The organism is Pararhizobium sp. A13 (assembly GCF_040126305.1).
GTDB lineage: Bacteria > Pseudomonadota > Alphaproteobacteria > Rhizobiales > Rhizobiaceae > Pararhizobium.
The window spans coordinates 992,744-1,019,134 of sequence record NZ_CP149510.1 but is presented as its reverse complement, the minus strand read 5'-3'; the positions used below and the strand labels follow the sequence as shown (position 1 = coordinate 1,019,134).

Below are 26,391 nucleotides of genomic sequence, written 5' to 3'. Positions count from 1 at the left end.
GGACATGGCGGAAACCGTTTCCAACGTTTTCACCATTCCCCCTGGCCTTCCCTTCCTGAAGACGCTGGTCGAAAAGCTGTGCTCCGGCGAATTGGTGCCCGGTTTTCGCTATGCGGAAGCCGATCCGCTGGCCCTTGCCGGCATCACGATCTTCGTGCCGACCCGCCGCTCGGCGCGCGTCTTGCGCTCGGAACTGGTCGATAGCCTCGGCGGCCGCTCTGCCATCCTGCCAATGATCCGGGCGTTGGGGGAAACCGACGACGACAGCGGCTTCTTCGACGCGGAAATCCCGGCGATCCTCGATCTGGCGCCGCCTTTGACGAACACCGCCCGGCTGATCGAGCTTGGCCGCCTCATCCTCGCCTGGCGAAACCAGCTTCCGAAGGCCGTGGTCGATGTGCACGCGGAAAGCCCGCTGATAGCTCCCGCAAGCCCCGCCGACGCGATCTGGCTCGCCCGCAATCTCTCCGAGATCATCGACGCGATGGAAACCGAAGAGCTGGATTGGGAGGCGCTCGACAAACTCGACGACGCCGACCATGCGCTGTGGTGGCAGCTAACGCTCGAATTCCTCAAGATCGCCCGCACCTACTGGCCGCAGCGACTGGAGGAGCTCAAGCAATCCTCGCCCGCCCGCCACCGCAACGCCATCCTCGAAGCCGAGAGGCAGCGTATCGCCGACGGAAAAGTCACCGGACCGATCATTATCGCCGGGTCGACCGGCTCTATCCCCGCGACGGCCAGTCTGATCGCCGCGGTGCAAAAACTGCCGAATGGCACCATCGTGCTGCCCGGTCTCGACCGGACGATGGGCAATGCGGAGTGGATGATGATCGCGCCGGAAACGGCCAAGCTGGCCGGTGATCCGGCAAGCCGCAGCCATCCGCAATACGGCTTCTTCCGCTTGCTGAACCGCATGGGCATCGACCGCCGCGATGTCATGCCGCTCGGCACAGCGGACGCTGACCTCGATTATCGCGCGGAGATCATGTCCCATGCCCTCCTGCCGGTTCAGGCAACGAGCGGCTGGACAGCCCTTCGCGGCGCCGTCGATCAGGCCCAGCTTACGGACGCCTTTAAGGATGCCGCGCTGATCGAGACGGCCAATGAACGCGAGGAGGCGACGGCGATCGCTATCGCCCTTCGGCTCGCTCTGCACGGCAGCGAGGAAAGCCAGGCCGCACTGATCACGCCCGACCGAGACCTTGCCCGCCGGGTGGCGGCCGAACTCCTGCGGTTTGGCATCGAGGCCGACGATTCGGCCGGTACACCGCTTTCGGCGACCGGCCCCGGCAGCCTGACGCGGCTGCTTCTCGAGGCCGCTCTGCGGCCCGGCGATCCGGTTTCGATCACCGCCCTGTTGAAGCATCCGCTGGCGCGATTCGGCCTACCCACGGATGTCATGAACACAACGGCAGAGACGCTGGAACTGATGGCGCTGCGCGGCGGCACCGGCAGCGCCGATATTTCCGAACTGGTGGTTCTTCTCGACGAGGCGCTCCAGCGCGAAGGAAACAAAAGACATCTGCCGGAATGGCGCAGCCGGATCGACGAGGCGGCGATCGAGCGGGCCCGCGATCTTGCCCGGCGCATTGCCGCCGCTGTAGAACCGCTGGCTGGAACGCTGGTGCGCCATCACAGAACCGGCCGGGGTCTGACCGCGGCCTTGACGCTTGCCGAATGGGCAGAAAAAACCGGCGCAGCGCTCGAAGCGGCCACCGTCGACGAACGCGGCAGTCTTGCCGGTCTCTGGTCGGGTGAAGCCGGCGAAGCCCTGGCGACCCTTTTTCGCTCCGTCATCGACACCGACGGCCAGATGACCGCCGACGGACCCCAATGGAGCGACATCATGGAGGCGCTATCGGCGAGCGAGGCGATAAAGCCGCGTTCCATGCGCCATCCCCGCGTGTTTATCTTCGGCGCACTGGAATCCCGTCTGCAAAGCGTCGATCTCGTCGTTCTCGGCGGCATGAACGAAGGCACCTGGCCCGGGCAGACCGCCAATGATCCTTTCCTGTCGCGCACCATGAAAACGTCCATCGGCCTGGAGCCGCCGGAGCGGCGCATCGGCCAGCTGGCCCATGATTTCCAGATGGCTTGCGGCACCCGCAAGCTCATCCTGACACGAGCGATGCGCAAGGGTGCCACGCCGACCGTCGCCTCGCGCTGGTTGCAACGGCTTCTCGCCGTCGGCGGCCGCGATTTCGCGGCAAGGCTTCGCGAGAACGGCAGGGATTATCATCATTGGGCGGGCATGCTCGACCAGGGCGTTACGCAACCACTGGCGACCCGCCCGGAGCCGAAACCTTCGCCGGAGCTGCAGCCGCGCAGCTATTCCTTCAGCGAGGTCGCCCGCCTGCGACGCGATCCCTATGCTGTCTATGCCAAGCGAATCCTGCGCCTGCAGCCGATCGATCCCTTCAACCGCGATCCGGGTGCGGCCGAGCGCGGCACGCTCTATCACAAGATCGTCGAACGCTTCGTCCGCGCCGATCTCGATCCCGCGTCACCGGACGCGGCGCAGGAAATGAGCCGGCTGATCAACGAGGCCTTCGACGAACAAGCGCTGCCCGCCCATATCGACGTCGTCTGGCGACCGCGCTTTGCCGCCGTTGGCAAGGCCTTCATCGAGTGGGAAATCGCTCGCCACGCCGATATCCGGAAATCCTACACCGAGCTTTATGCCTCGATGGAGATCGGCGTCGAGGACATCAAGCTGACCGGCATTGCCGACCGTATCGACATTCTCGGCGACGGCAGCGCCGTGATCGTCGATTACAAGACCGGCTCCAGCCCGTCGGTCAACGAGGCGCGTGCGCTGCTTGATCCGCAACTGGCGCTCGAAGCCGCCGCGCTCAAGGCGGGCGCTTTCAAGCACGCGGGATCACGGCATCCGCAGTCGCTGGTCTATGTCCGCCTGAAACCCGGCGAACGATTTAAGCCTGAGGAAGTCAACAACGAACACGCCAAAACGCGCGCCAACGTCGAGACCAAATCCGCCGAGCAACTGGCCGGGGAATCGCTCAAGGAACTGGCGGGGCTCCTCACCGCCCTGATGAACGGCAAACACGGCTTTGCCTCACGCGTGATTGTGCAGAAAGAGCGCGATTACGGCGGCGAGTATGATCATCTTGCCCGCGTTGCCGAATGGGCGACGGCGGAAGGCGAGGAGGATGCCAATGAGGGATGACGATTTCGGCCCTCTCGAGCCTTCGCCTCAAGGGTGGCTCGACTGGACGTCCTCCAAGCAGGCGCTTGCTTCCGATCCCGCCCGCTCGGCCTGGGTGTCGGCCAACGCCGGCTCGGGCAAGACGCATGTGCTGACGCAGCGCGTTATCCGGCTACTCTTATCCGGATGCCGGCCGTCTGCCATTCTCTGCCTGACCTATACCAAGGCTGCCGCGTCGGAAATGTCCAACCGAGTCTTCGAGCGATTGGCCGAATGGGTGACGCTCGACGACGAGGCGCTGGATGACCGGATTGCGGCGATCGAGGGCGCGCGGCCGGATCTGCTGAAACGCCAGGAAGCGCGGCGCCTGTTTGCCCGGGCACTGGAAACGCCGGGCGGACTGAAGATCCAGACGATCCACGCCTTCTGCGAGGCGCTGCTGCACCAGTTTCCGCTCGAAGCCAACGTTGCCGGGCATTTCTCGGTACTGGACGACCGTGCTTCCGCAACGCTTCTTGCCGATGCCCGCCGCGCGCACCTCACGGCGACGGCAAGCGAGGATGACCGCGAACTGACGGAAGCCTTTGCGACCGTTCTCGATCTCGCCGACGATACCGGGCTCGAAAAGTTGCTGACGGCAATCGTCGCCAACCGCACCGCCATTCAGGCATTTCTGGAGGATGCCAATCTTAACGGTGGCATCGACCCGGCGCTTCGAACAGCGCTCGATCTCGGACCGGACGAAACGTCCGAGACAGCGATAGCCGGATTCTGGCCATTGAAGGGTCTAAACGGCGCAACGCTTGAGCGCTACATCGGCATCGCGCTTTCGGACGGCGGGGCGAAGGTTGCGGAATTCGCCGACGGTCTTCGCGCCGTCGCCAAGCTCGCCGATCCCTTGCAACGCTTCAACATGCTGCGGGACTTGTTCTACACCCAGAACGGCAAGATCAAGGCCGATTCGGTCTTCATCTCGAAACCGGTCCGCGACAAGGCACCAGATCTGGAGTCTCTTGTCCTCGCCGCCCGCGATCACATCGCCGCCTCCATGGATCGTCTTAACCTCGTCGCCGTGTTCGAGGCGACGAAAGCGGCACTCACCCTCGCTGACCGGCTGAACGGCGATTACGAGGACATCAAGAAAAGCCGCAGCCAGCTCGATTTCGACGACCTGATCAACCGCACGGCGGCGCTGCTGTCGCGCGGCGATGTCAGCCGCTGGATCCACTACAAGCTCGATCAGGGCATCGACCACATTCTGGTCGACGAGGCGCAGGATACGAGCCCCGTGCAATGGACCATCATCCAGTCGCTGGCGGAGGATTTCTTCTCCGGCGAAACGGCGCGTGCTGGTAACCGTACGATGTTTGCCGTCGGCGACGAGAAGCAATCGATCTACTCCTTTCAGGGTGCCCGGCCCGAACGTTTTTCCGACGAGAGCATCGAGACGGAGCGGCGCGTCCGCGACAGTGGCAAGGCCTTCAGCCCGATCCGGCTGCAGCTCTCCTTCCGCTCGACCGAGGACGTTCTGTCGGCCGTCGATACTGTGTTCGAAAATCCGCTGCACGCGCGCGGGCTCAGCGCCCGGCAGGATGCGGTCGTGCATGCCTCCAACCGCATCGGTCACCCCGGTCTGGTCGAAGTGTGGGATGCGATCGCGCCGGCCGACAGCATTCAGGAGGATGACTGGACCGCTGCCTTCGACGCTACACCCGAGGATGCGCCGGCTAACATTCTTGCCCAACGTATCGCCGCCGTGCTCGCCGATTGGATCGGCAAGGAAACGGTGATCGAAAAAGGTATCAAGCGGCCGATGCAGCCGGGCGACGTCATCGTTCTCGTGCGCAAGCGCGATGCCTTCGTCAACGCTCTCACCCGAGCCTTGAAAACGCGCCGCAACATTCCGGTTGCCGGGGCCGACCGGCTTGTTCTCACCAACCACATCGCCGTGCAGGATCTGATGGCGCTTGGACGCTTCGTGCTCCTGCCGCAGGACGACCTTTCGCTCGCCGCCCTCCTCAAAAGCCCGCTGTTCAATCTGGGTGAGGACGACGTCAGGGATCTCGCGGTCTCCCGTCCGCTGTCGGTCAGCGTCTGGCAACGCCTGCAGGAATTCGGCGCCGACGAGGGCGCGCGCTACACAGGTGCCCTGCAAAAGCTGCAGCGATACAGGGCATTGTCGCGCACGCTGCCTGTCCATGATTTCTACGCCCGTATCCTCGGTCATGACGGCGGCCGCGCCGCTTTCCTCGGCCGGCTCGGAACCGAAGTCAGCGATATCCTCGATGAATTCCTGACCTTTGCGCTCGATCACGAGAAAAACGGGCTGCCCGGCCTGCAGGCCTTCATTTCCGGTCTCGAAATGGAAGCGCCGACGGTCAAGCGCGAGCAGGACAAGGAGCGCAACGAAGTGCGCATCATGACCGTGCATGCCGCCAAGGGGCTGGAGGCGCCGGTGGTGTTCCTGGTCGATGGCGGCGGCAAGGCTTTTAATTCGCAGCATGTCTCCGGCCTGCGCCTGATCCAGCCGGACAATCGCAACGCAGCACTGCCGCTTCCTGCCTGGCGGCCGCCGGGGGCGGCGTCCAACACATTGATCGACGCGGACACCGCTCGGCTGAAGACCGCCGCCGAAGAGGAATATCGCCGGCTTCTCTATGTCGGCATGACGCGTGCGGCAGACCGACTGATCGTCTGTGGTTATCAGGGCAAACGGGCCAATCCCGAAAGCTGGCATGCCATGGTCACGACAAGCCTGTCCGGGGACGAGTGCGGTCGCAGCACGCCCAAGACATTCACGGCGGGCAATCAGGAATGGACCGGCTATTCGTGGCAGGCTTCATCCGCCGCTCGCGACCTGGAGACGCAGGACGCTGTCAAGGAAGCTGCAGATGTCCGGCCAGTGGGCCTGCCCGCCTCCCTTCTGCAGCCCTTGCCGCCGCAACGGCACCTGCCGCGCCCGTTAAGCCCCTCCGGCGCGGGTGTCATCATTGACGAGGACGATGGAGCCGCCATCGTCGGTTCGGCGTTGTTCTCGCAAAAAGCCGGCGCCAACAGGTCTCTACTACGGGGTGCGATCCTGCACCGCTTCCTGCAGGTGTTGCCGTCGATCGCGCCCGAGGAACGGCACGCCGCCGCCGAGCGCTACCTGGCTCGCTCCGTGCCCCGCTGGTCGGCAAGCGAGCGGCAAGCGTTGACGGCTTCGGTGCTGAGCGTGATCGAGCATCCGGAACTCGCCGCACTGTTTTCCGAGACGAGCCGCGCGGAAGTGTCCGTGATGGGCACGTTGACGCTCGGGACGCGCGATTTCGCCGTTTCCGGCCGCATCGACCGGCTTGCAGTCTCCGGCAACACGGTCATTCTCGCCGATTTCAAGACCAACCGGGAAGTACCCGCTTCGCCGGAAGACGTACCCTTCGTCTACCGGGCGCAGCTGGCGATCTACCGCACTCTTCTCGCGCCGCTCTATCCCGACCACGCCTTTCGGTGCGCGCTGATCTACACCGAAGGCCCTGCGGTGCTGACTTTGCCGCGGGAGATGCTGGACAGGAGCCTTGTGGAGCTCTCGAAGAAGTGAGATACCGAATATTGAAAAAGATGCGTTCCGCTATCACATCTTGCCCAACCGTTCGAAGAACGCCGATTTCGAAACAAGGAGCAGCCTATGGCTACCGTAAAAGTCGATACCTCCAATTTTCAGGATGAAGTGCTGAATGCCGCCGAGCCGGTCATCGTAGATTTCTGGGCCGAATGGTGCGGCCCCTGCAAGATGATCGCCCCGAGCCTCGAAGAAATCTCCAACGAACTTGCCGGCAAGGTGAAGGTCGCCAAGGTCAACATCGACGAGAACCCGGAAATCGCTGCCCAGTACGGCGTGCGCTCCATTCCGACGCTCGCCATGTTCAAGGCCGGCGAAGTCTCCGACATCAAGGTCGGCGCTGCTCCGAAGACCGCGCTGTCGTCCTGGATTTCCAACGCAGCCGCTTAATTCCTGATTTTGGAACACAATTGAAAAAGCCCGGGAGACCGGGCTTTTTTGTTGATCGTGATCACTGGGGCGGGGTGCCGTTATCGGCAAGCACGTCGCCAACCAGATAGAGCGACCCACCGATCAGGATGCGCGGCGATGCCGGATCGTTCGAAAACATCTCTGTGATGGTCGCCAGCGCTTCGGCCACCGTCTCGAGCGGTGTTGCCTCGAAGCCGGCCACGCCTGCGTCGTCGGCGAGTGCCACCGCGTCGATCCCGGCATCCGAGCCGCGGATCGGCACGGTAAAGACCTGTTCGGCCAGCCCCTTGAAGGCCTTGAAATAACCGACCGGATCCTTGGTGTTGATCATCCCGATGATCAGGAACAGCGGACGAGGGTCGCGTTCCTCGAGATTGGCCATGGTTTCGGCGATGACTTGTCCCGCGCCCGGATTGTGTCCGCCATCGACCCAGATTTCCGCGCGCTTCGGCGCAAGCGAAACGAGCTTGCCGTCGGTCAGGCGCTGGAGCCGACCCGGCCATTCGACAGTCGTCAGTCCCGTTTCGATCGCCCCCTCGGTCAGATCGAAACCGGCAGCCTTGACGGCGCGGATAGCGGCGGCAGCATTGGCGTGCTGGTGGCGGCCCGGCAGGCGTGGCAGTGGCAGGTCCGCAAGTCCGAACTCGTCCTGATAGATCAACCGGCCGAATTCCTCATGCGCCATGAAATCCTGTCCATAGACGGAGACCGGGCATTTCAGGCGCTCGGCCGTCGACACCAGCAGGTCGCGCGCGGTGTCTTCCTCCTGATGGCCGATCACCACCGGGCAACCGCGCTTCATGATACCGGCCTTCTCCGCGGCGATCAGTTCGACCCGGTCGCCGAGATAGGCCTGGTGGTCGAGCGAGATCGGCATGATGACGGAAACGGCAGGCGTCTTGATGACATTGGTCGCATCGAAGCGGCCGCCGAGGCCGACCTCGATGATCGCCACATCTGCCGGATGTTCGGCAAAGAGCAGGAAGGTGACGGCCGTCAGGATTTCGAAAACGGTGATCTTCTGCCCGCCGTTCGCCTCTGCCACGCGGCGGACCGCGTCCGCCAGGACGGCGTCGCTGACCAGCGCGCCGCGCCCGCCCTTTTTGCCGATGCGGTAGCGTTCGTGCCAGTTGACGAGGTGCGGCGACGTATGCACATGGACGCTGAGACCGGCGGCTTCCAGGATGCCCCGCGAAAAGGCGGTGACGGAGCCCTTGCCGTTGGTGCCGGCGACATGGATGATCGGCGGCAGCCTGTCCTGCGGATTGCCGAGCGTGTCGAGCAGCCGCGTGATCCTGTCGAGCGACAGATCGAAGCCCTTGGGATGCAGGGCCAGCAGCTTGTCGATCTCCTGCCCTGCCTCGCTGACATGCGCTGTCGTCATCACCGCTCCTGCAAACCGCCGTTGGAGCGCTGCACGCTATCGAGCGAGCCGAGAACGCTACAATCTCAAATTTTCAACATTCCGCCTGCGCTCGGGGTGAACGCAGGGTGCCCTCAAACGCTGGCCGAAGCTGCGATCGGCAACGCGGCAAGCGCTCCGCTGCCATTCAGCTTGGCAGCATCCATCGGCTTCTTCATCAGGATTTTCAGGACGCGGGCGAGCGTTGTGGGGATATCGTGGCGCTTGACGACCATGTCGACCATGCCGTGCTCCATCAGATATTCCGATGTCTGGAACCCCTCGGGCAGCTTTTCGCGGATGGTCTGTTCGATCACCCGTTTGCCGGCAAAGCAGATTTCGGCGCCTGGTTCGGCAAGGTGCAGGTCGCCCAGCATCGCATAGGAGGCGGTGACGCCGCCGGTGGTCGGATTCGTCAGCACGACGATATAGGGAAGACCCGCTTCCTTCAACATCTGCACCGCAACCGTGGTGCGCGGCAGCTGCATCAGCGACAGGATGCCTTCCTGCATGCGCGCGCCGCCCGATGCCGGGAAGATGACCAGCGGGCACTTTTCGGCAATCGCCTTTTCGAAAGCCTTTATGATCGCTTCGCCGGCCGCCATGCCGAGCGAGCCCCCCATGAAATTGAATTCATGCACGACGCCGACGAGCTTGACGCCCTGGACGCGGCCGACACCGGCAACGATCGTGTCTTCCAGATCCGTCTTGACGCGGCTGTCGCGCAGGCGGTCGACATACTTCTTGGAATCGCGGAACTTCAGCGGATCCTGCGCTACCTTGGGCTGCGGCAGTGCCTCATAGACGCCGTCGTCGAACAGATCCTTCAACCGTGCCTTAGCCGGCATCTTCATATGGAAGCCGGAGGCGGGAATGACCCATTTGTTCTCTTCGAGATCGCGATGGAACACCATCTCGCCTGTTTCCGGGCATTTGATCCAGAGATTTTCCGGAACTTCCCGGCGGCCGAGCATCGAGTTGATCTTCGGTCGAACGTAATTTGTGATCCAGTTCAAATCCAAACTCCTGAATATTTAAAACCGGTCCTGCCCCATAATGTGGGCAATTATTCGGCCGCTACAAGTCGTGCGGAGCGAACGCCGGCGGAAAGGCTACGCACCAGGGCTTCCACGCCCGGCACCGTCGCCCCCGTCGATTTCCCGTCCTCGGTCAGGCTGGATGCCACCTGATTGACGATGGCGGTGCCGACGACCACGCCGTCGGCCGACGCGCCGATCGCACGTGCATGGTCGGCCGTCTTGACGCCAAAGCCGACGCAGACCGGCAGCGTCGTATGGCTCTTGATCCGCTGTACGGCGCCGCCGACGACGGAAGGATCCGGCAGAGCCGACCCGGTGATCCCGTTCATCGAGACATAATAAACGAAACCAGAGGTGTTTTCGAGAACCTTCGGCAACCGCTTGTCGTCGGTGGTGGGGGTCGCGAGGCGAATGAAGTTGACGTCCTTCTTCAGCGCCGGGATGCAGAGTTCATCATCCATTTCCGGCGGCAGGTCGACAACGATCAGGCCGTCGACGCCCGCTTCCAGCGCATCATCGAGGAAGCGTTCGACGCCGTAGATGTAGATCGGGTTGTAGTAGCCCATCATGACGATCGGCGTCTGCTGGTCGTCGGCACGGAAACGGCGGGCGATCTCCAGCGTCTTCGCGAGCGTCTGTCCGCTCTTCAACGCACGCTGACCGGCCAGCTGGATCGCCGGGCCATCGGCCATCGGATCGGAAAACGGCATGCCGAGCTCGATGATGTCGGAGCCAGCCGAAGGCAGCGCCTTCATGATCGCCAGCGACGTTTCGAAATCCGGGTCTCCGCCCATGAAATAGGTGACGAGCGCCGGGCGGCGTTCGGCGGCAAGATCGGCAAATCGTTTGTCCATGCGTGCGGTCATGCTGTTACAGCCCCATTCCGAGTAACTTGCCGACGGTAAAGATGTCCTTGTCGCCACGGCCGGAGAGGTTCATCAGGATGATCTCGTCCTTGCCCATCTTCGGCGCGCGCTTGATGACCTCGGCAATCGCGTGGCTCGGCTCCAGCGCGGGAATGATGCCTTCGAGGCGCGTCAGCACCTGGAATGCCTCCAGCGCCTCATGGTCCATGATCGGCACATATTCGACGCGGCCGATATCGGCGAGCCAGGAGTGTTCCGGACCGATGCCGGGATAGTCGAGGCCGGCCGAAATCGAGTGGCCTTCCTTGATCTGTCCGTCACCATCCTGCAGCAAATAAGTGCGGTTGCCGTGCAGCACGCCCGGCGACCCTGCCGTGATCGAGGCGCAATGTTCGTCGCCTTCCAGCCCCTTGCCGCCGGCCTCAACGCCGACCATCTTGACGGATTCGTCGTCCAGGAACGGATGGAAGATGCCGATTGCATTCGATCCGCCGCCGACGGCTGCGACGACCAGATCAGGCAGGCGGCCTTCGGCCTCAAGAATCTGTTCGCGCGCTTCCGTGCCGATCACCGACTGAAAATCGCGGACGAGTTCCGGATAGGGATGCGGGCCGGCGGCCGTGCCGATCAGATAATAGGTGCTGTCGACATTGGTGACCCAATCGCGCAGCGCCTCGTTCATCGCGTCCTTCAGCGTACCCGAGCCTGCCGTTACCGGCTTCACTTCCGCACCGAGCAGCTTCATGCGGAAGACGTTCGGCGCCTGGCGCTCCACGTCGGTCGCGCCCATATAGACGACGCAGGGAAGGCCGAAGCGCGCCGCGACCGTTGCCGAAGCGACGCCATGCTGGCCGGCGCCGGTTTCGGCGATGATGCGGGTCTTGCCCATGCGCTTGGCAAGCAGGATCTGGCCGATGCAATTGTTGATCTTGTGCGAGCCGGTATGGTTCAGCTCCTCACGCTTGAAATAGATCTTGGCACCGCCGAGATGCTCGGTCAGCCGCTCGGCGAAATAAAGCGGGCTCGGCCGGCCGATATAGTGGGCGCCGAGGTGCTTGAGTTCCGCCTGGAATTCCGGATCGGTCTTGGCCTTGTTCCACTCATCCTGCAGGTCGAGAATCAGTGGCATCAGGGTTTCGGCAACGAAGCGGCCACCGAAAATGCCGAAGCGGCCATCCTCGTCGGGACCCGATCGAAACGAATTCAATTTTGGCGTCGCGTTCACTCGCTTCTCCCTGCCAATGCTCTATCTCCGGCGATCGCCGTTTCCGCGCGCAGAACGGCATCGAAAAACTCGTCCATGCGCTTCATATCCTTGACGCCCGGCGCGCTTTCGACACCGGACGACGTATCGACCGCCTTTGCGCCCGTGAGCGCCAGGGCTTCACCGATATTGCCCGCATTCAATCCACCGGAAAGCATGTAATCGACGCCTTCGTCAAGCGCGTCGAGCAGGTGCCAGTCGAAAGACACGCCATTGCCGCCCGGCAGTTCCGAGCCTTTCGGCGGCTTGGCATCGAGCAGAAACCGGTCGGCAATGCCGATGTAGGGTTCGATCCGCTTCAGATCGTCGGCGTCGCGAATGGAGAGTGCCTTCATGACCGGCAGTCCATAGACGGCCTTGACCGTCAGGACACGCTCGGGGCTTTCATTGCCGTGAAGCTGCAGCATATCCGGCGACAGTGCCGAGACGATCTCGTCGAGCAGATCGCTATCCGCATCGACCGTCACCGCGACGATCTTCGCCTTGCCGCGAATGCGATCAGCCAAGCGGCCGGCATCATCGGGCTCGATGTTGCGCGGGCTCTTCGGAAAGAAGATGAAACCCGTATGGCGCGCACCGAGCGCGACGGCCCGATCCACGGCCTCGACAGTCTTCAGCCCGCAAATTTTCACTTCCGTTTTCATGACAGCGACCTGACATGAAATGCCGCGCGAGTCGAGCCTGAAACCGACAAATACGGGCTTCGAGACCATCAGAGTGACAGCATTCTAACGGGATGATATCATATATCGATATATGGCAAGTGACCAATGAGAACCTTGATTGACATTACCGAGCGGCAGGTTCAGGCGCTGGAAGATATCGCTAAGTCTAAAAAGCTGTCGCGTGCGGCCGTCGTCCGTGCGGCTATCGATGATTATGTTCGGCGTCATCGCCGGATCGAGAATGACAATGCTTTCGGGCTCTGGGGTGGGGATGGAATGGACGGGCTGGAATATCAGGAGAAGGTTCGCAGCGAGTGGTGAAGGCGCTGTTCGATACCAATATCCTGATCGATTACCTGAACGGTGTGCCGCAGGCACGCGATGAACTGGCCCTTTACGAAGAGCGGGCCATCAGCATCATCTCGTGGATGGAAGTCGTGACCGGCGCACGGGAAGAGGTGGAGCAGGCGACGCGCGCCTTTCTCGCCAGTTTCGATGTGATCGGACTGACTGCGCCGATTGCCGATCTCGCGGTGAATGTGCGCCGAAAGCGGCGAAGCAAGCTCCCGGACGCGATTATAGAAGCGTCCGCGGCGGTCCATTCCATGCTTCTTGTCACGAGGAATACAAAGGACTTCGCGACGGATTCGCCTTTCATCCGCGTACCCTACATCCTCTAAACCGTTGCACCGCCATTATGGCCTCCTATATCGAGGCAAATAGCTCGGAGAACCCCATGCGCCTTCTGCTTGCCCTTATCCTGCCCTGGCTTCAATTTTTCACCATTGGCCGGCCGATCGCGGGGATCATCTGCCTGATTTTGCAGATCACGCTGATCGGCTGGGTTCCGGCTGCGATCTGGTCGGTCTATGCGCTCAGCCAGTACAAGACGGACGAAAAGATCAGGGAAGCCTTGGGGAACCAGTATCGGCGCTGAGCGTCGGATCAATCGAAATCGATCGCGTGCAGCATCGTGCCGTTGCGCTTCAACCAGCGCTTGGCATCGTCCATGGCCGGGCAAAGCTCCTCGCAGAGATCCCAGAAATCCGGTCCGTGGTTCATCTCGCGCAAATGCGCCACCTCGTGCGCCGCCAAATAGTCGATCACTTTCGGCGGCGCCATGACGATGCGCCAGGAGAAGCTCAAGCTCCCATCGGCGGCGCAGGAGCCCCAGCGGCTGCGCGTATCCTTGAAGCTCAACGACTTGACCTTTCGGCCGACCATCCGGGCATAGATCGCCACAAGATGTTCCAGGTCTTTCCGCGCCTCCTTCTTCAGGAAATCGGCGATCCGGCGCCGCAGATGCTCTTCGGCTCCGCTCACGCGGAGCACAGGCTCGTCGTCGATGATGACGGCTTCGGTCAGACCACGCAGCTTACCGGTGCGCTCGATCCGGTGGGCAACGCCGCGTAGCAGGATGGTGCCGCCCTCTTCCAGAACGCTTTCGCCGGAAAACCGCGCGAGTTTGGTCATCAGCCAGCCTTGGTGCCGGTCGAGAAAGGCATTGATTTCACGCTCCGGCAGTCCGGCCGGGATCGTCATCTTCAACGCCCGGCCGCCGGGCTCGATCCGCAGCGTCATCCGCGTGGCGCGGGCATTCTGACGGATGGTCAGCGGCATCGCCTTGCCGGCAACGTCTATCGTCCGCTGCACTGGGGGTGGCGGGAGCTTGGCTTGGCGTGACTTGCGAAGCAAAGAGAACATGAAGATGTGATAACCGATTCGTTTGAAGGACGCATGATTCGCATTGGCGGCGCGGATCCCTATCAAAAAGAAAAACCGGCATCTGGTAGGACGCCGGTTTTGTCGTTTATCTCACCGCTGCGATCAACGGCCGGGAAAGCCCGGCACCGAGCCGGAACCGCCGGAATTGCGTTCGCGCATGAAGCGGTCGAATTCTTCCTGGTCCTTGGCGCGGCGCAGCTCGCGAACATAGTCGTCGAACTGTTGGCGCATTTCATCGAGCTTGCGGCGTTCCTCGTCGAGGCGGGCAAGCTCTGCTTCGCGCCAATCGTCAAAGGCGACGTTTCCGGTGCGGAATTGCGGACCGCAGAAGCCGCGGCCCCCGCCACGCTTGAACGACGAAAAGACGCCGTCGACGGTCGAATTGGCGTCCTTCTTGAAGGATTTCAGCCTTTCGCCGAACAGGATATAGGCAAGCATGGCAAGACCAAGCGGCCAGAAAACCACGAAACCGAGCACCATCATGGCAATGGTCGCTGGCGTCCAGTCCGGACGGATCAATGCAGATTGGTTCATGTTCAGAAGTCCTCGCTAAAAGTGGGCCTCTCCTTCGGGCCCGCTTATAACGAGATGGGAAGGGGTCTGCCGCTCTGCAAGACAAACCTTCGCAGATTCCAGCAAACCCCTGATATCGACCGATGAAATCGATATAAGCCGGATCAGGCCGTCTTTCCGCCCTTGATTACCCGCGGCACCGGCGGCTTGGCGCGGCGGGCATGCTCACGCTGGAACGCGGTGATGCGCGGCGCAATCTCGCGACGGAACCGCGATCCGTTGAAGACGCCGTAGTGGCCGACATCCGGCTGCATGTGGTGCATGCGCATGTTCTCGGGGATATTCGTGCAGATCGTCTGCGCCGCCTTCGTCTGGCCGACGCCGGAGATATCGTCGTTCTCGCCCTCGACCGTGAGCAGTGCGACCTTGCGGATCGCGGTCGTGTCGACGCGGCGGTCGCGATGCATCATCTCGCCCTTCGGAAGGGCATGGCGTATGAAGACGGTCTCGACCGTCTGGAGGTAGAACTCCGCCGTCAGATCCATGACGGCCATATATTCATCGTAGAAGTCGCGGTGCTTTTCGGCGGCGTCGCCGTCATTCTTAACAAGGTGTGCGAAGAACTCCTTCGTCGCGGTCAGGTGGCGGTCAAGATTCATCGACATGAAGCCGGAAAGCTGCAGGAAGCCGGGATAAACCGGACGCATGAAGCCGGCTGCGGGAACGGCACCGGCATGATGACATTGTCACGGAACCATTTGATCGGCTTGTCTTCGGCGAGCTGGTTGACCGAGGTCGGGTTGATGCGCGTGTCGATCGGGCCGCCCATCAGCGTCATCGAGGACGGCGACAGCGGATCGTCATTCGCTTCCATCAGCGCCACGGCGGCGAGTACCGGAACCGCCGGCTGGCAGACGGCGATCACATGGGTGTCGGGTCCGAGGAAATGCAGCATCTGGATGACGTAATCGATGTAGTCATCGAGGTCGAAGGTGCCCTCGGTCAGCGGCACCATACGGGCATCGATCCAGTCGGTGATATAGACATCCGATTGCGGCAACAGCGCTTCGACAGTGCCACGCAGCAGCGTCGCATAGTGTCCGGACATCGGCGCGACGATCAGCACCCTGGGATCGGCCGTCCTGGTTTTCGGTACTGCACGTTCGAAATGGATGAGGTTGCAGAAGGGCTCGCGCCAGACGATGCGCTCATTGACGGCAACAGACGTTCCATCGACGATCGTTTCCGGCAGACCAAATTCCGGCTTGCCGTAGCGACGGGTCGTGCGCTCGAAAACTTCGAGGCCAGCGGCGGCCATGCGGCCGAAATAGGTGTGGGCAATGGGATTGAGCGGATTGGCGTAGGCCAGCCGCATGGCATCCGCCGCGGCGCGCCAAGGAGCCATCATCGCATGATTGAGCTCATAAAGCTGGTAAAACATCGGAAGCGTTCTCCTTGTTACCGTAGACGACAACGCCGCTCCCAACCGGACGCAACCTTGCATTCTGTTCTTTGTGTCCGCGTGTCCGCAAGCGAGGCAAACAGTAGCACTTTTCTTGTGCGACGCAACAAATATGCCTCCCTCCCGGCAGGGCAAGCCCTAACCGTGTCATGGATGGCTTGATACTAGGTAAAGCCGCTTGCCCGAACCTGCCCTTCAAGATCAATCCCGTAGAAGCGCGCCGCGCTCGTGCGGAAAACAGCCTGGCGCGCGCTTTCGTCGAGGTTCCGCAGCAGTTCGTTTGCAGCCAGCCACCACTGCTCATAGCTTGCATCGAGATTAACAACCGGCCAGTCGCTGCCGAACATGACGCGCTGCGGTCCGAAAATCTCGATCAGATAGCCTGCATAGGGTTTCAGCTCGTCGACCGTCCAACCGCTCCCCGCTTCGGTCACCAGTCCGGAGAGCTTGACGCAGACATTCGGCCGCCGGGCGAGCGCTGCCATGTCAGCGCGCCAGGGCTCGAGGATTCCTTTGCCAATGAACGGTTTTGCTCCGTGATCAACAACGATCGGCAGGGAGGGCAAGCGGTCAGCGAGCGCCGATATCACCGGCAGGTGGCGCGGTTGGACAAGCGCATCGAAGCGCAAGCCAAGGTCCGGCAGCATCTCGAGCGTGCGGATCGCCTCGGGCTGAAGAATACAAAACGCATCCTCGATGCCCTGCAGCATCGGACGGATTCCCCGGAACTTCGGATGGAGCTTGAACCGCTCCAGATCGGAACGCGCCGTTGGCGACCACACGTCCACCCACCCAACGACGGCGGCGACGGTTTCTTCACACTGCGCCAATTCAAGCAGGAACTCGGTCTCCGCCAGGTTGGGTGCCGCCTGGACGAGCACGGTTTTGGTGATGCCCGCTGCCGCCAGATGCGGCATCAGATCATCCGGCGTGAAATCCCGGTAAATCGGCGCAAGCTCCGGCGGCGGCCAGTCGTTGTGGCCTAGGCCCAGCGTCCAATAGTGTTGATGCGCGTCGATACGCGTCATGGCGACACCTGCACCACGGCTTTGATCAATCCTGCCTTCTCATGTGCCCAGCGCGGCAGGTCATTCACCACATCATTTAGCGTCGTGCGATGCGTGATCAGCGCTTCGACCGGCACACGACCGGCGCGGATCGAGGCGGCGACATGCTCGAAGTCCTGGCGCGTCGCATTGCGGCTGCCGACCAGCATCATTTCGCGCTTGTGGAACTCCGGATCCGAGAACCGGATGTCGTCTTTGACGACGCTGACGAAGACCAGGCAGCCGCCATGGGCGACGAAGGCGAAGGACTTTTCCATCGAACCGCCGAAGCCGGTGGCGTCAAAGACAACATCGAAGCCATCACCGCCTGTCACCGCCAGCACCGCATCCAAGGCGCCGTCACCAGCACGAATGCCGTGCGTAAATCCAAGCCGATCCGCTGCCATGTCCAGCCGCTCAACGCTCGCATCGAGCAGCGTTACCTCATGGCCGGCGATACGCGAAAACAATGCAGTGCCAAGGCCGATGGGTCCGGCCCCGATGACCAGCGCCCGCGATCCGGCCGGAGCGAGCGAACGGCGCACGGCATGGGCGCCGATCGCCAAAAACTCGACGGTCGCCGCCGCCTCCAACGACAGGTCGCCAGCCGGATAAAGATTGCCCTGCGGCACCAGGATCTCTTCGCAGAAGGCACCGTCGGTGTGCACGCCGAGAACCTTGATCGCCGTGCAGCAATTCGGCTTGTTCTTGCGGCAGGCGACACAGGTTCCGCAGGAAAGATAGGGATTGACGATAACAGGGGTTCCCGGTTCCAGCGAAACTCCTTGCCCGGATTCGATCACTCGCGCAGAGATCTCGTGACCCATGACGCGGGGATATTCGAGGTAGGGATGCTTGCCTTCGAAGATATGATAATCGGTTCCGCAAATGCCGACATGGCTGACTGCAAGCCGTGCCCAGCCCTTCGGCGGCACCGGCAATACCGGTCGGTCAATGATGTCGAGGCGCCCGGGCTCCAGGCAGATCGCCGCTTTCATGGCAGGCAGTTCCTTGTAATCTTCCGCAACAGGTTGGGAACAGGCTTCCGAGGAGCATCCGGCCGGATCGGAACCAGCCGGATGGGGGAGCAGACGATCAGCGCGAGCCGCGGCGGCGCAGCTGGTCGAAGTAGACGATGACGATGATCAGCGCGCCGGTAATGATGCGCTGCCAGAACGAGTTGACGTTCAGAAGGTTGGCGCCGTTGTTGATCGTCGCCAGGATGAAGGCGCCCAGCAGCGGGCCCTGCACCGAACCGACCGCGCCGAACAGGCTGGTACCGCCGATGACTGAGGAAGCGATCGCCTGCAGTTCCCAGCCTTCCGCCTGGGTGGCGTTGCCGATGCCGATGCGCGAGGCAAGCAGCAGGCCGACAAAGGCAGCGCAAGTGGAGGAGAGGATATAGGCAAGATAGATCGTCCGGTTGACGTTGACGCCGGAGAGACGCGCCGCTTCGCTGTTGGAGCCGACGGCGAAGAGATAGCGGCCCCAACGGCTTAAGTGAAGGAAGACATAGGCGGGGATGGCGACGACGATAACCATCCAGAACAGGCTGGGAACGCCGAGGAAATCGGCGCGCGAGAAATTCGTGAAAGCCTCGTTGCTGATCGAGATCGTCGAACCGTTGGTGATCAGAAGGCCGATGCCGCGCAGCGACGTCAAGGTCGCCAGCGTGATGATGAACGCCGGAAGCCCCATGCGCACGATGCCGAAAGCGTGGAACGCGCCGATCAGCACGCCGATCAGCAGCGTGATGATCATCGCCAGCCAGAGCGGCACACCAGCGGCGAGCAGCCAGGCGACCGCGACACTGGCGAAACCGACCACCGCACCGACGGAGAGGTCGATGCCGGCGGTGATGATGACGAAGGTCTGCCCGACGGCGAGAATGGCTGTCATCGCCCCCTGCCGCAAAAGGTTGCTGATGTTGTTCGGGGTCCAGAAGCTGTTTGTGGCGATGCCCAGAACCAGCCAGAGGAACAAGAGAAGGCCAAGCAAAGTCAGGCCGAACAGGATGTTCATGCCCCTTTTCGGCACTGGTGCCGCTTCTGTCGTCGCTTCAACGGTCATGATTTTCCTCCACGCATATTTTCTTCTGGTCTTTTCACGATCTCAAACGCCGATCGCCTGGGTCAGCACGTCCTCGTGCGAGCCGCCGCGATAGCTGTGGCTGGCCACGAGTTTTCCCTGTCGGAACACATGCAGCCGGTCGGCAAGCTCGTAGACCTCCGGCAGATAGGACGAGATCAGGATGATGCCTGCCCCCTGCTCCAGCAGCCGGGCAAACAATCGGTAGATTTCCGCCTTGGTGCCGACGTCGACGCCAACGGTCGGCTCATCGAAAATGAACAGCTTGGCGCCGTGGCTGAGCCACTTGCCGATGACGATCTTTTGCTGGTTGCCGCCGGACATGGCGGACGCCAGCACCCGGCGCGTCGGCGTCTTGATCTTCAGGTCCTTGATCTGCCGGTCGGCGTTTTCGATCTCGCGGCGACGGTTGATGGTGAAACCGCTCGTCAGCCGGTCGAACACCGGCAGGTTGATGTTGAGGCCGATCGGCAGATTGAGGCAGAGCCCCTGGTCGCGGCGGCTTTCCGGCGCCAGCGCAATGCCGAGATCCATCGCCTGACGTTCGTTGCGGATCTCGACCTTCTTGCCTTCCCAGTAAATTTCGCCCGATGTCACCGGCTGGCGGCCATAGAGCCCGAGCGCGAATTCGCTGCGACCTGCACCGATCAGACCATAAAGGCCGACGATTTCGCCCGCGCGCACCGACAGCGAGACATCCTCGAAACCGGGGCCGGTAAGACCGCGCGTTTCGACGATGGTGGCGCCGATCGGCAGGGCTTCCTTGTGGTAGATCTGTTCGATGGTGCGGTTGATCATCAGCGCGATCAGCTCGGCATCGTTGGTCTCGCTGATCTTGCGGGTGCCAACATGAGTGCCGTCGCGAAGGACCGAAACGCGATCGGCGAGTTCGAAGACTTCTTCCATGCGATGGCTGATATAGACGATGGTCACGCCTTCGGCCTGAAGCCGGCGAATGAGCCGGAATAGCTGCGCCGATTCCTGGCGGGTCAGATAGGCGGTCGGCTCGTCGAAAATCAGAAACTGCGTGCCACGCATTGCAGCGCGCGCCGTAGCAACGAGCTGCTGCTGGCCGATCGTCAGGCTGGAAAGAATGGCAGCCGCCGGAAGGTTGAAGCCGAGATCGTTGAGCACGGCCTGCGCCGCATCGGTCATGGCCCGCTTGCGCATCAGGCCGTTCTTGTTCATCTCGTCACCGAGGAACATATTGGCGGCGACACTCAGATGCGGGCAGAGCACGACTTCCTGATGGACGGCATTGATGCCGCGTGCGATCGCTTCCGTCGGATTCGAAAGCTGAACGGGTTCGCCGCACCAGAAAACCTCGCCGGACGTTCGCCGGATAACACCGGTCAAAAGCTTGATCAGCGTCGACTTACCGGCACCGTTTTCGCCGACGATGGCGTGGATTTCGCCGCACAGGAACGTCAAGCTGGCCGGCTTCAAGGCCTCGACGGCACCGTATTTCTTCTGCAGGCCGCGCAGTTCCAGGATCGGCTGCCCCCTGGGAACGGGATGCCTGGCAACCGTCGCCGCGCCCTCCTCGTGCCGGTGGCTGACGTCGTAAAGTCCTGTCATGGCGGCTTTCCTCCCTATCCAAAAACCTGCCTCAAACCGATGTTTCGGGCTGAAGCAGGTCGAGAGCGCATTGTGCAGCAGGCGGCAGGACAGTTGACCCAAACGGGTATTGTCCTGCCGCCCTGTCTTGGATCAGTTGACCTTCGGGTTCAGAAGGGCGTCGATCTTCGGATCAGCCATGTTGGCCTTGGTCACGAGGTTGGCGCCGGTATCGACATTGGCCTCGACCTTCTCGCCTTTGGAGACGGCCAACGCGGTTTTGACGCCGTCGTAGCCCATGCGATAGGGATCCTGGACGACGAGGCCGGCGAGCACGCCTTCCTTGAGGAAGCCAACCGTCTTTTCATCGCTGTCGAAGCCGATGACCTTGATCTTGTCGCCGAGCTTGTTTTCAGCGATCGCCTGGCCAACGCCCTGCGCCATGATCAGGTTGGAAGCAAAGACGCCGACGAGGTTCGGGTTCGCCGTGATCAGGTCGGTCATCATGTTAAGGCCGGTAGTCGCCTGGCCGTCGGCATATTTGTCGGCGACGACCTTCAGGCCCGGATATTTCGCGGCGATCTGTTCCATGAAGCCATTGTGGCGCTGATCCAGCGAGCCGACGCCCGGCAGGTTGGTGATGATGGCGATTTCGCCCTCTTCCTTTCCGGTTGCTTCTTTGATTGCGGCAGCGAGGCCGTCGGCGGCGATACGGCCACCCTGCGTGTTGTCCGTCGTCAGGAACGAGCTGAAGGCCTTGGAATCAGCGGCCGAGTCGATCCCAATAATCGGCACGGATTTGGCAGCTTCGTCGATGGGCTTGCCAAGCGCCTTGAATTCCGTCGGCGAGATGACAACGGCGGCCGGCGAGCCGGCAACGGCGTTTTCAAGAATGCTGATCTGGCCATTGATGTCGGATTCGGCCTGCGCGCCGAGTTCCGGCACATTGACGCCGAGATCCTTGCCGGCAGCGCGGGCGCCAGCCAGAACGATCTGCCAGTAGAAGGACGTCGTATCCTTGACGATGATCGGGATGGTGACGTCCTGAGCGAACGATGTCATCGGCATCATGGTCGCGAACACGGCTGCGCCAGCGAGGCTGGTGAAGGCGCGGCGCGTCAGGATATGCTTCATAAGGGTCATGGTGTTGTTCTCCTCCAACAGCGTCTTGTTGAGTTCTCCTCGGATCGAGCCGCAAGACGCGAACAGTTCGACCTTTTATCGATAAAAAACATTTTACGCAGGCAAGCTATCTCAGCAATTTCGAAATTGCAAGCGGCGGGCTCTGTCCTTGCGCATTGATTTTCTCCCAACGCCAAGCCTTTGTTTTCCATCGCGAAGATGACCGTCCCACCTCCATGGGCCGGGTATGTGCAGGCCCTACACCCGGTAGAGTTCTTCCGGGCGAACGACGCCCTTTTTCAGGATGATATTTCCATAAAGCCGAAACTCCGTGGTCGCGACGATATAGGCTGCCTTGCGCGCGCGCTCATAGAAAGCGAAACGTTCGATCGGCACGACCTTGAAATTACCGGCGAGCTTGTGGACCAGCTTCTGGAATTCGACGCAGACTTCCGGCTCTGCCGCCGGATCGCCGACGACTTCCATCCGCCAGGCGGATTCGGCGGCGAAGGTATCGAGCGGCATATGGGCAAGGATCGCCTCCGTGATGCTCAAGGCGTCGACCCCATCGGCCCTCACGACCTTCGGCCCAATGCTGCTGGCCGGAAAATTGGCGTCGCCAACCACGATCTCGTCGCCATGGCCCATTGTGCGGATCGCATGCAGAAGATCCGGTCCGAGCAATGGATGTATTCCCTTCAGCATTCCGCTTTCCCCTTCGTGATCCGGCTAAACGCGAACGGCTTCTGTTCCCAATTCGGGCGCGACCAGCGTATAGGCGTCGTAAGGCGCGAAGTCGTCCGGCTGCAGGCGCCGTTCCGTCAATTCCATATTGCGCGTCAGGCTCGATGGTTTTGCCGTTCCGAGCAGGACGGAGGCAACGACCGGATTCTGTAGAGGAAACTGGATGGCGGGTGCCGCAAGCGGCAGCCCTTGCGACTGGGCGATCCTCTCCAGCGCACCCACCTTGTCCAGAACCTCCCGGTTTGCCGGCATATAGTCGAAATGCGATCCCTCCACCGGACCCGTCGCCAGAATACCCGAATTGAAAACGCCGCCAACCACCAGCGAGGTTTTCTTTTTCTCGCAGAGAGGCAAAAGCTCGGCGGTGGCGGTGCGGTCAAGAAGCGTGTAGCGCCCGGCAAGCAGGATGCAGTCGAGATCCGCCTCTCGCATCACATCCAGGCAGACAGGCACTTCATTGACGCCCAGGCCATAGGCAGAAATGGCGCCGCTCGATTTCAGCTCCTCCAGCGCTCTGAGGCCGCCGTCGAACAGTTGGCGCAGATAGACACGGTTGCGCTCGGCGCCATGCGTGTAGACCCCGATGTCATGGACGAAGAGGACATCGATGCGGTTCAGGCCAAGCCGGGCATAACTGAAATCGACCGACCGCATGATCCCGTCGTAGGAATAATCGTAATCGGTGTCGAACGGCAGCGGATTGACGAAACCGTAGCTCGGCACCTTGTCATCTGCCACTGGGCGCTGCACGCGGCCGACTTTCGTCGACAGCACATAACTGCCCTTGGGCTTGTCCCGCAGGAAATCCCCGACCCGTCTTTCGGCCAGGCCAAACCCATACCAGGGTGCCGTATCGAAAAACCGCAGGCCCGTATCCCAGGCCGCGGCGAGCGTTTCCATGGCCGTCTCGCGCGGGCAGGCGCGGTACATCCCGCCCAGCGGCGCGGTGCCGAAACTGTATTCGGTAACGGACAGATCCGTCCGACCGATCCTTCTTGTCTGCATCAACCCTCTCCTCCCTCCGACGGCTGCTTCCGTCAGAGTGTCGCGCCCAGGTGCCAGGGCACGAATTCATTGTCGCCGTAGCCGAACAGTTCGCTCTTGGTCTTCCTTCCGGACGCAGTATCGATGATCAGGTTGAAAATCTCCCGGCCCTTGCCGGCGATTGTCGCATCCCCGGTGGCAATGGTGCCGCAATCGATATCCATGTCCTCCTCCATGGCGCGATAAAGCGCCGTGTTGCTCGTCAGCTTGATGGAGGGACAGGGGCGCGAGCCGAAACAGCTCCCACGGCCGGTCGTGAACGTGATCACATTGGCGCCACCGGCGACCTGGCCGGTTGCCGACACGGGGTCGTAGCCAGGTGTATCCATGAAGACGAGGCCGTGTTCGGTCACCCGCTCCGCGTAGTGATAGACCGCGGTCAGCGGCGAGCGGCCGCCCTTGGCCACCGCGCCAAGCGACTTTTCGAGGATGGTGGTCAGGCCGCCGCGCTTGTTGCCCGGCGACGGATTGTTGTCGAGCGACGCGCCATGCATCTCGACATAGTTTTCCCACCAGGAGATCAGTCCGTCGAGCTTCTGCGCGACATCCTCGTTGACCGCTCGGCTGCGCAGCAGATGCTCGGCGCCATAGATCTCCGAGGTTTCCGACAGGATCGCCGTGCCGCCGGCGCCGGCCAGAATATCGACCGCCGCTCCCAAGGCCGGGTTTGCGGTGATGCCCGAAAGTCCGTCCGAGCCGCCGCATTGCAGGCCAACAATGATCTCGCCGACCGGGATCGGGATGCGCCGTGCCGTGCCGACCTCCTGGGCGATCTCCTCGAGTACGCCGATCGCCAGGGCAACGGCGCGGCGCGAGCCGCCGGCATCCTGAATGTTGAAATGACGTTTTCCGGCGCCGGAACCGCTCTGGCCGTACAGCGTCAGCTGGTTGACCTCGCAGCCGAGGCCGACCATCAGCACGCCGCCGAAATTCACATGGCGGGTGTAGCCGGCAAGCGTGCGATGCAGGTTCTTCATGCCGTCGCCGGTCGAACTCATGCCGCAGCCCTGATCGTGGACGATCGGCACGAAGCCGTCGATGCCGTCGTAGCGCGGCAGGATGGTCCGGTTGGCCTCCTCGGCAATAGCCCGACAGACCGTGGTGGAACAGTTGACGCTGGCGATGATGCCGATGAAATTGCGCGTCGCGGCGCGGCCGTCGGCGCGGCGATAGCCCATGAAGGTGCGTGCCTTGTCGGCAGCATTCGCGGCCTCCGGCGGCACCGGCGCGCCGATCGACAAGCGGTCCTGATCGAAGGCCAGATTGTGCGAGTGGACGTGGTCGCCTGGCGCGATATCGACGGTCGCCCGGCCGATCGCCTGTCCATACTTCACCACCGGCTCGCCGGCATGAACCGGATGGATCGCCACCTTATGGCCGGGATCGATCCTGGCTGCGGCGCGCACGCCATCCGGCAATTCGCCGCCCGGCTCGATGGCGAGCGACGCGACGGCCACATTGTCTTCCGGCGACAAAACGATGAACGAAGGTGCGGTCACCCTTGGTATCTCCCTTGACGGCTTTTCTCTGAGCAAGCGCGCTCATTCATTTTTGTCTTTTATCTACAATAGACAGTTTGCCGTCAATGGGTATTATGCATCCGCCAGAAACGCAGCAGAACGGTCGCAGCAAAAAGGCAACGACCGCATCAAAAACAAAATCAGGGACCGAAACAACCATGAAACTTCGGATGACAAGCCGAGACAGGGCCAGACGGACCGGATAGAGCAGCCTCACAAACCGAACCAGCAATCCGCGGTTCGATCGACAGAAACCCCTATTCGGCCGGCAAAATCATGGCGAAACAGAACACCGTCTTCAAGGACGCCTTCAACCGCTGCCTCAAGCTGCTCGCGGAAACCTCCGCCCTGCCCTCCGAGCCGGAGCTCGGCGCGACGCTCGGGGTCAGCCGCACGACCATCCGGGCGATCCTGACGCGGATGGAAGAGCTGCAGCTGATCGCCTGGGACAAGCGGGCAAAGGTGGTTCTGCGACATCCGAAGACCGAGGATTATTACCCGGCCGAGGAAACCGATTCGCTGTCCGAAATCATCGAGCGCAGTTTCATGCGCCGGATTCTGGCCGGCGGCGCCGAGCCGGGCATGCAGATCAACGAGCTGGAACTGGCGCGCGATATCGGCACCGGCACGACCAGCGTGCGCGAGTTCCTCATCCGCTTCAGCCGCTTCGGACTGATCGAGAAACGGCCGAACAGCCACTGGATATTGAAAGGCTTTACCCGCGAATTCGCGCTGGAACTGACGGAGGTGCGCGAAATGTTCGAGCTGCGCTCCGCCGCGAGTTTTGCGGCGCTTGATCCCGATCATCAGGCATGGCTGGAGCTGGAACGGATCGAGACGATGCACCACGACATCCTCGCCGACATCGACAACCGCTATCGCGAATTCTCCGAGCTAGACGAACGCTTCCATCTGCTCGTCCACAAGTCCTCGAGCAACCGCTTCATCGTCGACTTCTACGACATCATCGCCATCGTCTTCCACTATCATTACCAATGGAACAAGACGAATGCGCGCGAACGCAATGCCCGGGCGCTGGAGGAGCACCTCGCCTATATCGCGGCGCTAAAGACCCGTAACCTCGCGCAGGTCGAAGCCGCCTGCCGGCGGCATCTCAAGTCCGCACGCGAGACACTGCTGCAATCCATTCAATAG

22 protein-coding genes and 1 pseudogene are annotated in these 26,391 nt (G+C 61.9%); 7 read left to right on the top strand and 16 right to left on the bottom strand.

Annotation, left to right across the window (positions count from 1 at the left end):
• Positions 1-4 precede the first annotated feature (4 nt).
• The 3 genes from addB to trxA all read left to right on the top strand — a co-directional run bounded on the left by addB (position 5) and on the right by trxA (position 7,157).
• Complete coding sequence (addB, locus tag WI754_RS04830; protein WP_349436522.1) at positions 5-3,190, top strand: double-strand break repair protein AddB; 3,186 nt, start codon at positions 5-7, stop codon at positions 3,188-3,190.
• Positions 3,180-6,746, top strand: a complete 3,567-nt coding sequence (addA, locus tag WI754_RS04825) for a double-strand break repair helicase AddA (protein WP_349436521.1) — start codon at positions 3,180-3,182, stop codon at positions 6,744-6,746. The genes addB and addA overlap by 11 nt, the downstream gene beginning before the upstream one ends.
• Before the next feature lie 87 nt (positions 6,747-6,833).
• On the top strand, positions 6,834-7,157 hold the full coding sequence (gene trxA, locus WI754_RS04820) for a thioredoxin (protein ID WP_349436520.1): 324 nt from the start codon (positions 6,834-6,836) through the stop codon (positions 7,155-7,157).
• Positions 7,158-7,218: 61 nt separating this feature from the next.
• On the opposite strand, the gene WI754_RS04815 is transcribed toward trxA, so the two are convergent.
• The 5 genes from WI754_RS04815 to WI754_RS04795 all read right to left on the bottom strand — a co-directional run bounded on the left by WI754_RS04815 (position 7,219) and on the right by WI754_RS04795 (position 12,394).
• Complete coding sequence (locus WI754_RS04815; RefSeq protein WP_349436519.1) at positions 7,219-8,562, bottom strand: folylpolyglutamate synthase/dihydrofolate synthase family protein; 1,344 nt, start codon at positions 8,560-8,562, stop codon at positions 7,219-7,221.
• 113 nt (positions 8,563-8,675) lie between these two features.
• Positions 8,676-9,596, bottom strand: coding sequence for an acetyl-CoA carboxylase, carboxyltransferase subunit beta (accD, locus tag WI754_RS04810; protein WP_349436518.1), 921 nt, complete (start codon positions 9,594-9,596; stop codon positions 8,676-8,678).
• Between the two features lie 50 nt (positions 9,597-9,646).
• Entirely contained in the window at positions 9,647-10,486 is an 840-nt protein-coding gene (trpA, locus tag WI754_RS04805; protein WP_349436517.1) for a tryptophan synthase subunit alpha, read from the bottom strand.
• Positions 10,487-10,490: 4 nt separating this feature from the next.
• Positions 10,491-11,711: a tryptophan synthase subunit beta gene (gene trpB / locus WI754_RS04800; RefSeq protein WP_349436516.1), complete on the bottom strand. Its 1,221-nt coding sequence runs from the start codon at positions 11,709-11,711 to the stop codon at positions 10,491-10,493.
• A complete protein-coding gene (locus tag WI754_RS04795; RefSeq protein ID WP_349436515.1) occupies positions 11,708-12,394 on the bottom strand; it encodes a phosphoribosylanthranilate isomerase in 687 nt (228 codons plus the stop codon). Before WI754_RS04795 ends, trpB begins: the two co-directional genes overlap by 4 nt.
• A 126-nt stretch (positions 12,395-12,520) precedes the next feature.
• Between WI754_RS04795 and WI754_RS04790 the strand changes: the two genes are divergently transcribed.
• The 3 genes from WI754_RS04790 to WI754_RS04780 are packed head-to-tail and all read left to right on the top strand — an operon-like array spanning position 12,521 to position 13,352.
• A complete protein-coding gene (locus WI754_RS04790; RefSeq protein WP_349436514.1) occupies positions 12,521-12,736 on the top strand; it encodes a CopG family transcriptional regulator in 216 nt (71 codons plus the stop codon).
• On the top strand, positions 12,730-13,095 hold the full coding sequence (locus tag WI754_RS04785; protein WP_349436513.1) for a type II toxin-antitoxin system VapC family toxin: 366 nt from the start codon (positions 12,730-12,732) through the stop codon (positions 13,093-13,095). The genes WI754_RS04790 and WI754_RS04785 overlap by 7 nt, the downstream gene beginning before the upstream one ends.
• Positions 13,096-13,151: 56 nt before the next feature.
• Positions 13,152-13,352 (top strand): YqaE/Pmp3 family membrane protein, encoded by a 201-nt coding sequence (locus tag WI754_RS04780; RefSeq protein WP_349436512.1) that lies wholly within the window; start codon positions 13,152-13,154, stop codon positions 13,350-13,352.
• A gap of 8 nt (positions 13,353-13,360) precedes the next feature.
• On the opposite strand, the gene WI754_RS04775 is transcribed toward WI754_RS04780, so the two are convergent.
• The 11 genes and pseudogenes from WI754_RS04775 to WI754_RS04725 form a co-directional block, all read right to left on the bottom strand.
• Positions 13,361-14,119, bottom strand: coding sequence for a M48 family metallopeptidase (locus WI754_RS04775; RefSeq protein WP_349436511.1), 759 nt, complete (start codon positions 14,117-14,119; stop codon positions 13,361-13,363).
• Between the two features lie 123 nt (positions 14,120-14,242).
• Positions 14,243-14,674, bottom strand: coding sequence for a DUF2852 domain-containing protein (locus WI754_RS04770; RefSeq protein WP_349436510.1), 432 nt, complete (start codon positions 14,672-14,674; stop codon positions 14,243-14,245).
• Between the two features lie 143 nt (positions 14,675-14,817).
• Positions 14,818-16,094: pseudogene (phaZ, locus tag WI754_RS04765) on the bottom strand (polyhydroxyalkanoate depolymerase).
• 185 nt (positions 16,095-16,279) lie between these two features.
• Positions 16,280-17,143, bottom strand: coding sequence for an amidohydrolase family protein (locus WI754_RS04760; protein WP_349436509.1), 864 nt, complete (start codon positions 17,141-17,143; stop codon positions 16,280-16,282).
• The gene (locus WI754_RS04755) at positions 17,140-18,159 is read right to left on the bottom strand and encodes a zinc-binding alcohol dehydrogenase family protein (RefSeq protein WP_349436508.1); all 1,020 of its coding nucleotides are present in this window, start codon (positions 18,157-18,159) and stop codon (positions 17,140-17,142) included. The genes WI754_RS04760 and WI754_RS04755 overlap by 4 nt, the downstream gene beginning before the upstream one ends.
• A 97-nt stretch (positions 18,160-18,256) precedes the next feature.
• Entirely contained in the window at positions 18,257-19,231 is a 975-nt protein-coding gene (locus WI754_RS04750; protein ID WP_349436507.1) for an ABC transporter permease, read from the bottom strand.
• Between the two features lie 42 nt (positions 19,232-19,273).
• Positions 19,274-20,827, bottom strand: coding sequence for a sugar ABC transporter ATP-binding protein (locus tag WI754_RS04745; RefSeq protein ID WP_349436506.1), 1,554 nt, complete (start codon positions 20,825-20,827; stop codon positions 19,274-19,276).
• Positions 20,828-20,959: 132 nt separating this feature from the next.
• A complete protein-coding gene (locus tag WI754_RS04740; RefSeq protein ID WP_349436505.1) occupies positions 20,960-21,949 on the bottom strand; it encodes an ABC transporter substrate-binding protein in 990 nt (329 codons plus the stop codon).
• Positions 21,950-22,186: 237 nt separating this feature from the next.
• Positions 22,187-22,633, bottom strand: coding sequence for an RbsD/FucU domain-containing protein (locus WI754_RS04735; protein WP_349436504.1), 447 nt, complete (start codon positions 22,631-22,633; stop codon positions 22,187-22,189).
• Between the two features lie 24 nt (positions 22,634-22,657).
• On the bottom strand, positions 22,658-23,677 hold the full coding sequence (locus tag WI754_RS04730; RefSeq protein ID WP_349436502.1) for an aldo/keto reductase: 1,020 nt from the start codon (positions 23,675-23,677) through the stop codon (positions 22,658-22,660).
• 32 nt (positions 23,678-23,709) lie between these two features.
• A complete protein-coding gene (locus tag WI754_RS04725) occupies positions 23,710-25,215 on the bottom strand; it encodes an altronate dehydratase family protein (protein ID WP_349436501.1) in 1,506 nt (501 codons plus the stop codon).
• 297 nt (positions 25,216-25,512) lie between these two features.
• Between WI754_RS04725 and WI754_RS04720 the strand changes: the two genes are divergently transcribed.
• The gene (locus WI754_RS04720) at positions 25,513-26,391 is read left to right on the top strand and encodes a GntR family transcriptional regulator (RefSeq protein ID WP_349436500.1); all 879 of its coding nucleotides are present in this window, start codon (positions 25,513-25,515) and stop codon (positions 26,389-26,391) included.

Bases quoted from the DNA above. Each gene is read 5' to 3' on its own strand.
- addB (WP_349436522.1), top strand. From the start codon at position 5: ATGGCGGAAACCGTTTCCAACGTTTTCACCATTCCCCCTGGCCTTCCC.
- addA (WP_349436521.1), top strand. From the start codon at position 3,180: ATGAGGGATGACGATTTCGGCCCTCTCGAGCCTTCGCCTCAAGGGTGG.
- trxA (WP_349436520.1), top strand. From the start codon at position 6,834: ATGGCTACCGTAAAAGTCGATACCTCCAATTTTCAGGATGAAGTGCTG.
- WI754_RS04815 (WP_349436519.1), bottom strand. From the start codon at position 8,562: ATGACGACAGCGCATGTCAGCGAGGCAGGGCAGGAGATCGACAAGCTG.
- trpA (WP_349436517.1), bottom strand. From the start codon at position 10,486: ATGACCGCACGCATGGACAAACGATTTGCCGATCTTGCCGCCGAACGC.
- WI754_RS04795 (WP_349436515.1), bottom strand. From the start codon at position 12,394: ATGAAAACGGAAGTGAAAATTTGCGGGCTGAAGACTGTCGAGGCCGTG.
- WI754_RS04790 (WP_349436514.1), top strand. From the start codon at position 12,521: ATGAGAACCTTGATTGACATTACCGAGCGGCAGGTTCAGGCGCTGGAA.
- WI754_RS04780 (WP_349436512.1), top strand. From the start codon at position 13,152: ATGCGCCTTCTGCTTGCCCTTATCCTGCCCTGGCTTCAATTTTTCACC.
- WI754_RS04775 (WP_349436511.1), bottom strand. From the start codon at position 14,119: ATGTTCTCTTTGCTTCGCAAGTCACGCCAAGCCAAGCTCCCGCCACCC.
- WI754_RS04770 (WP_349436510.1), bottom strand. From the start codon at position 14,674: ATGAACCAATCTGCATTGATCCGTCCGGACTGGACGCCAGCGACCATT.
- WI754_RS04760 (WP_349436509.1), bottom strand. From the start codon at position 17,143: ATGACGCGTATCGACGCGCATCAACACTATTGGACGCTGGGCCTAGGC.
- WI754_RS04755 (WP_349436508.1), bottom strand. From the start codon at position 18,159: ATGAAAGCGGCGATCTGCCTGGAGCCCGGGCGCCTCGACATCATTGAC.
- WI754_RS04750 (WP_349436507.1), bottom strand. From the start codon at position 19,231: ATGACCGTTGAAGCGACGACAGAAGCGGCACCAGTGCCGAAAAGGGGC.
- WI754_RS04745 (WP_349436506.1), bottom strand. From the start codon at position 20,827: ATGACAGGACTTTACGACGTCAGCCACCGGCACGAGGAGGGCGCGGCG.
- WI754_RS04740 (WP_349436505.1), bottom strand. From the start codon at position 21,949: ATGACCCTTATGAAGCATATCCTGACGCGCCGCGCCTTCACCAGCCTC.
- WI754_RS04735 (WP_349436504.1), bottom strand. From the start codon at position 22,633: ATGCTGAAGGGAATACATCCATTGCTCGGACCGGATCTTCTGCATGCG.
- WI754_RS04730 (WP_349436502.1), bottom strand. From the start codon at position 23,677: ATGCAGACAAGAAGGATCGGTCGGACGGATCTGTCCGTTACCGAATAC.
- WI754_RS04720 (WP_349436500.1), top strand. From the start codon at position 25,513: ATGGCGAAACAGAACACCGTCTTCAAGGACGCCTTCAACCGCTGCCTC.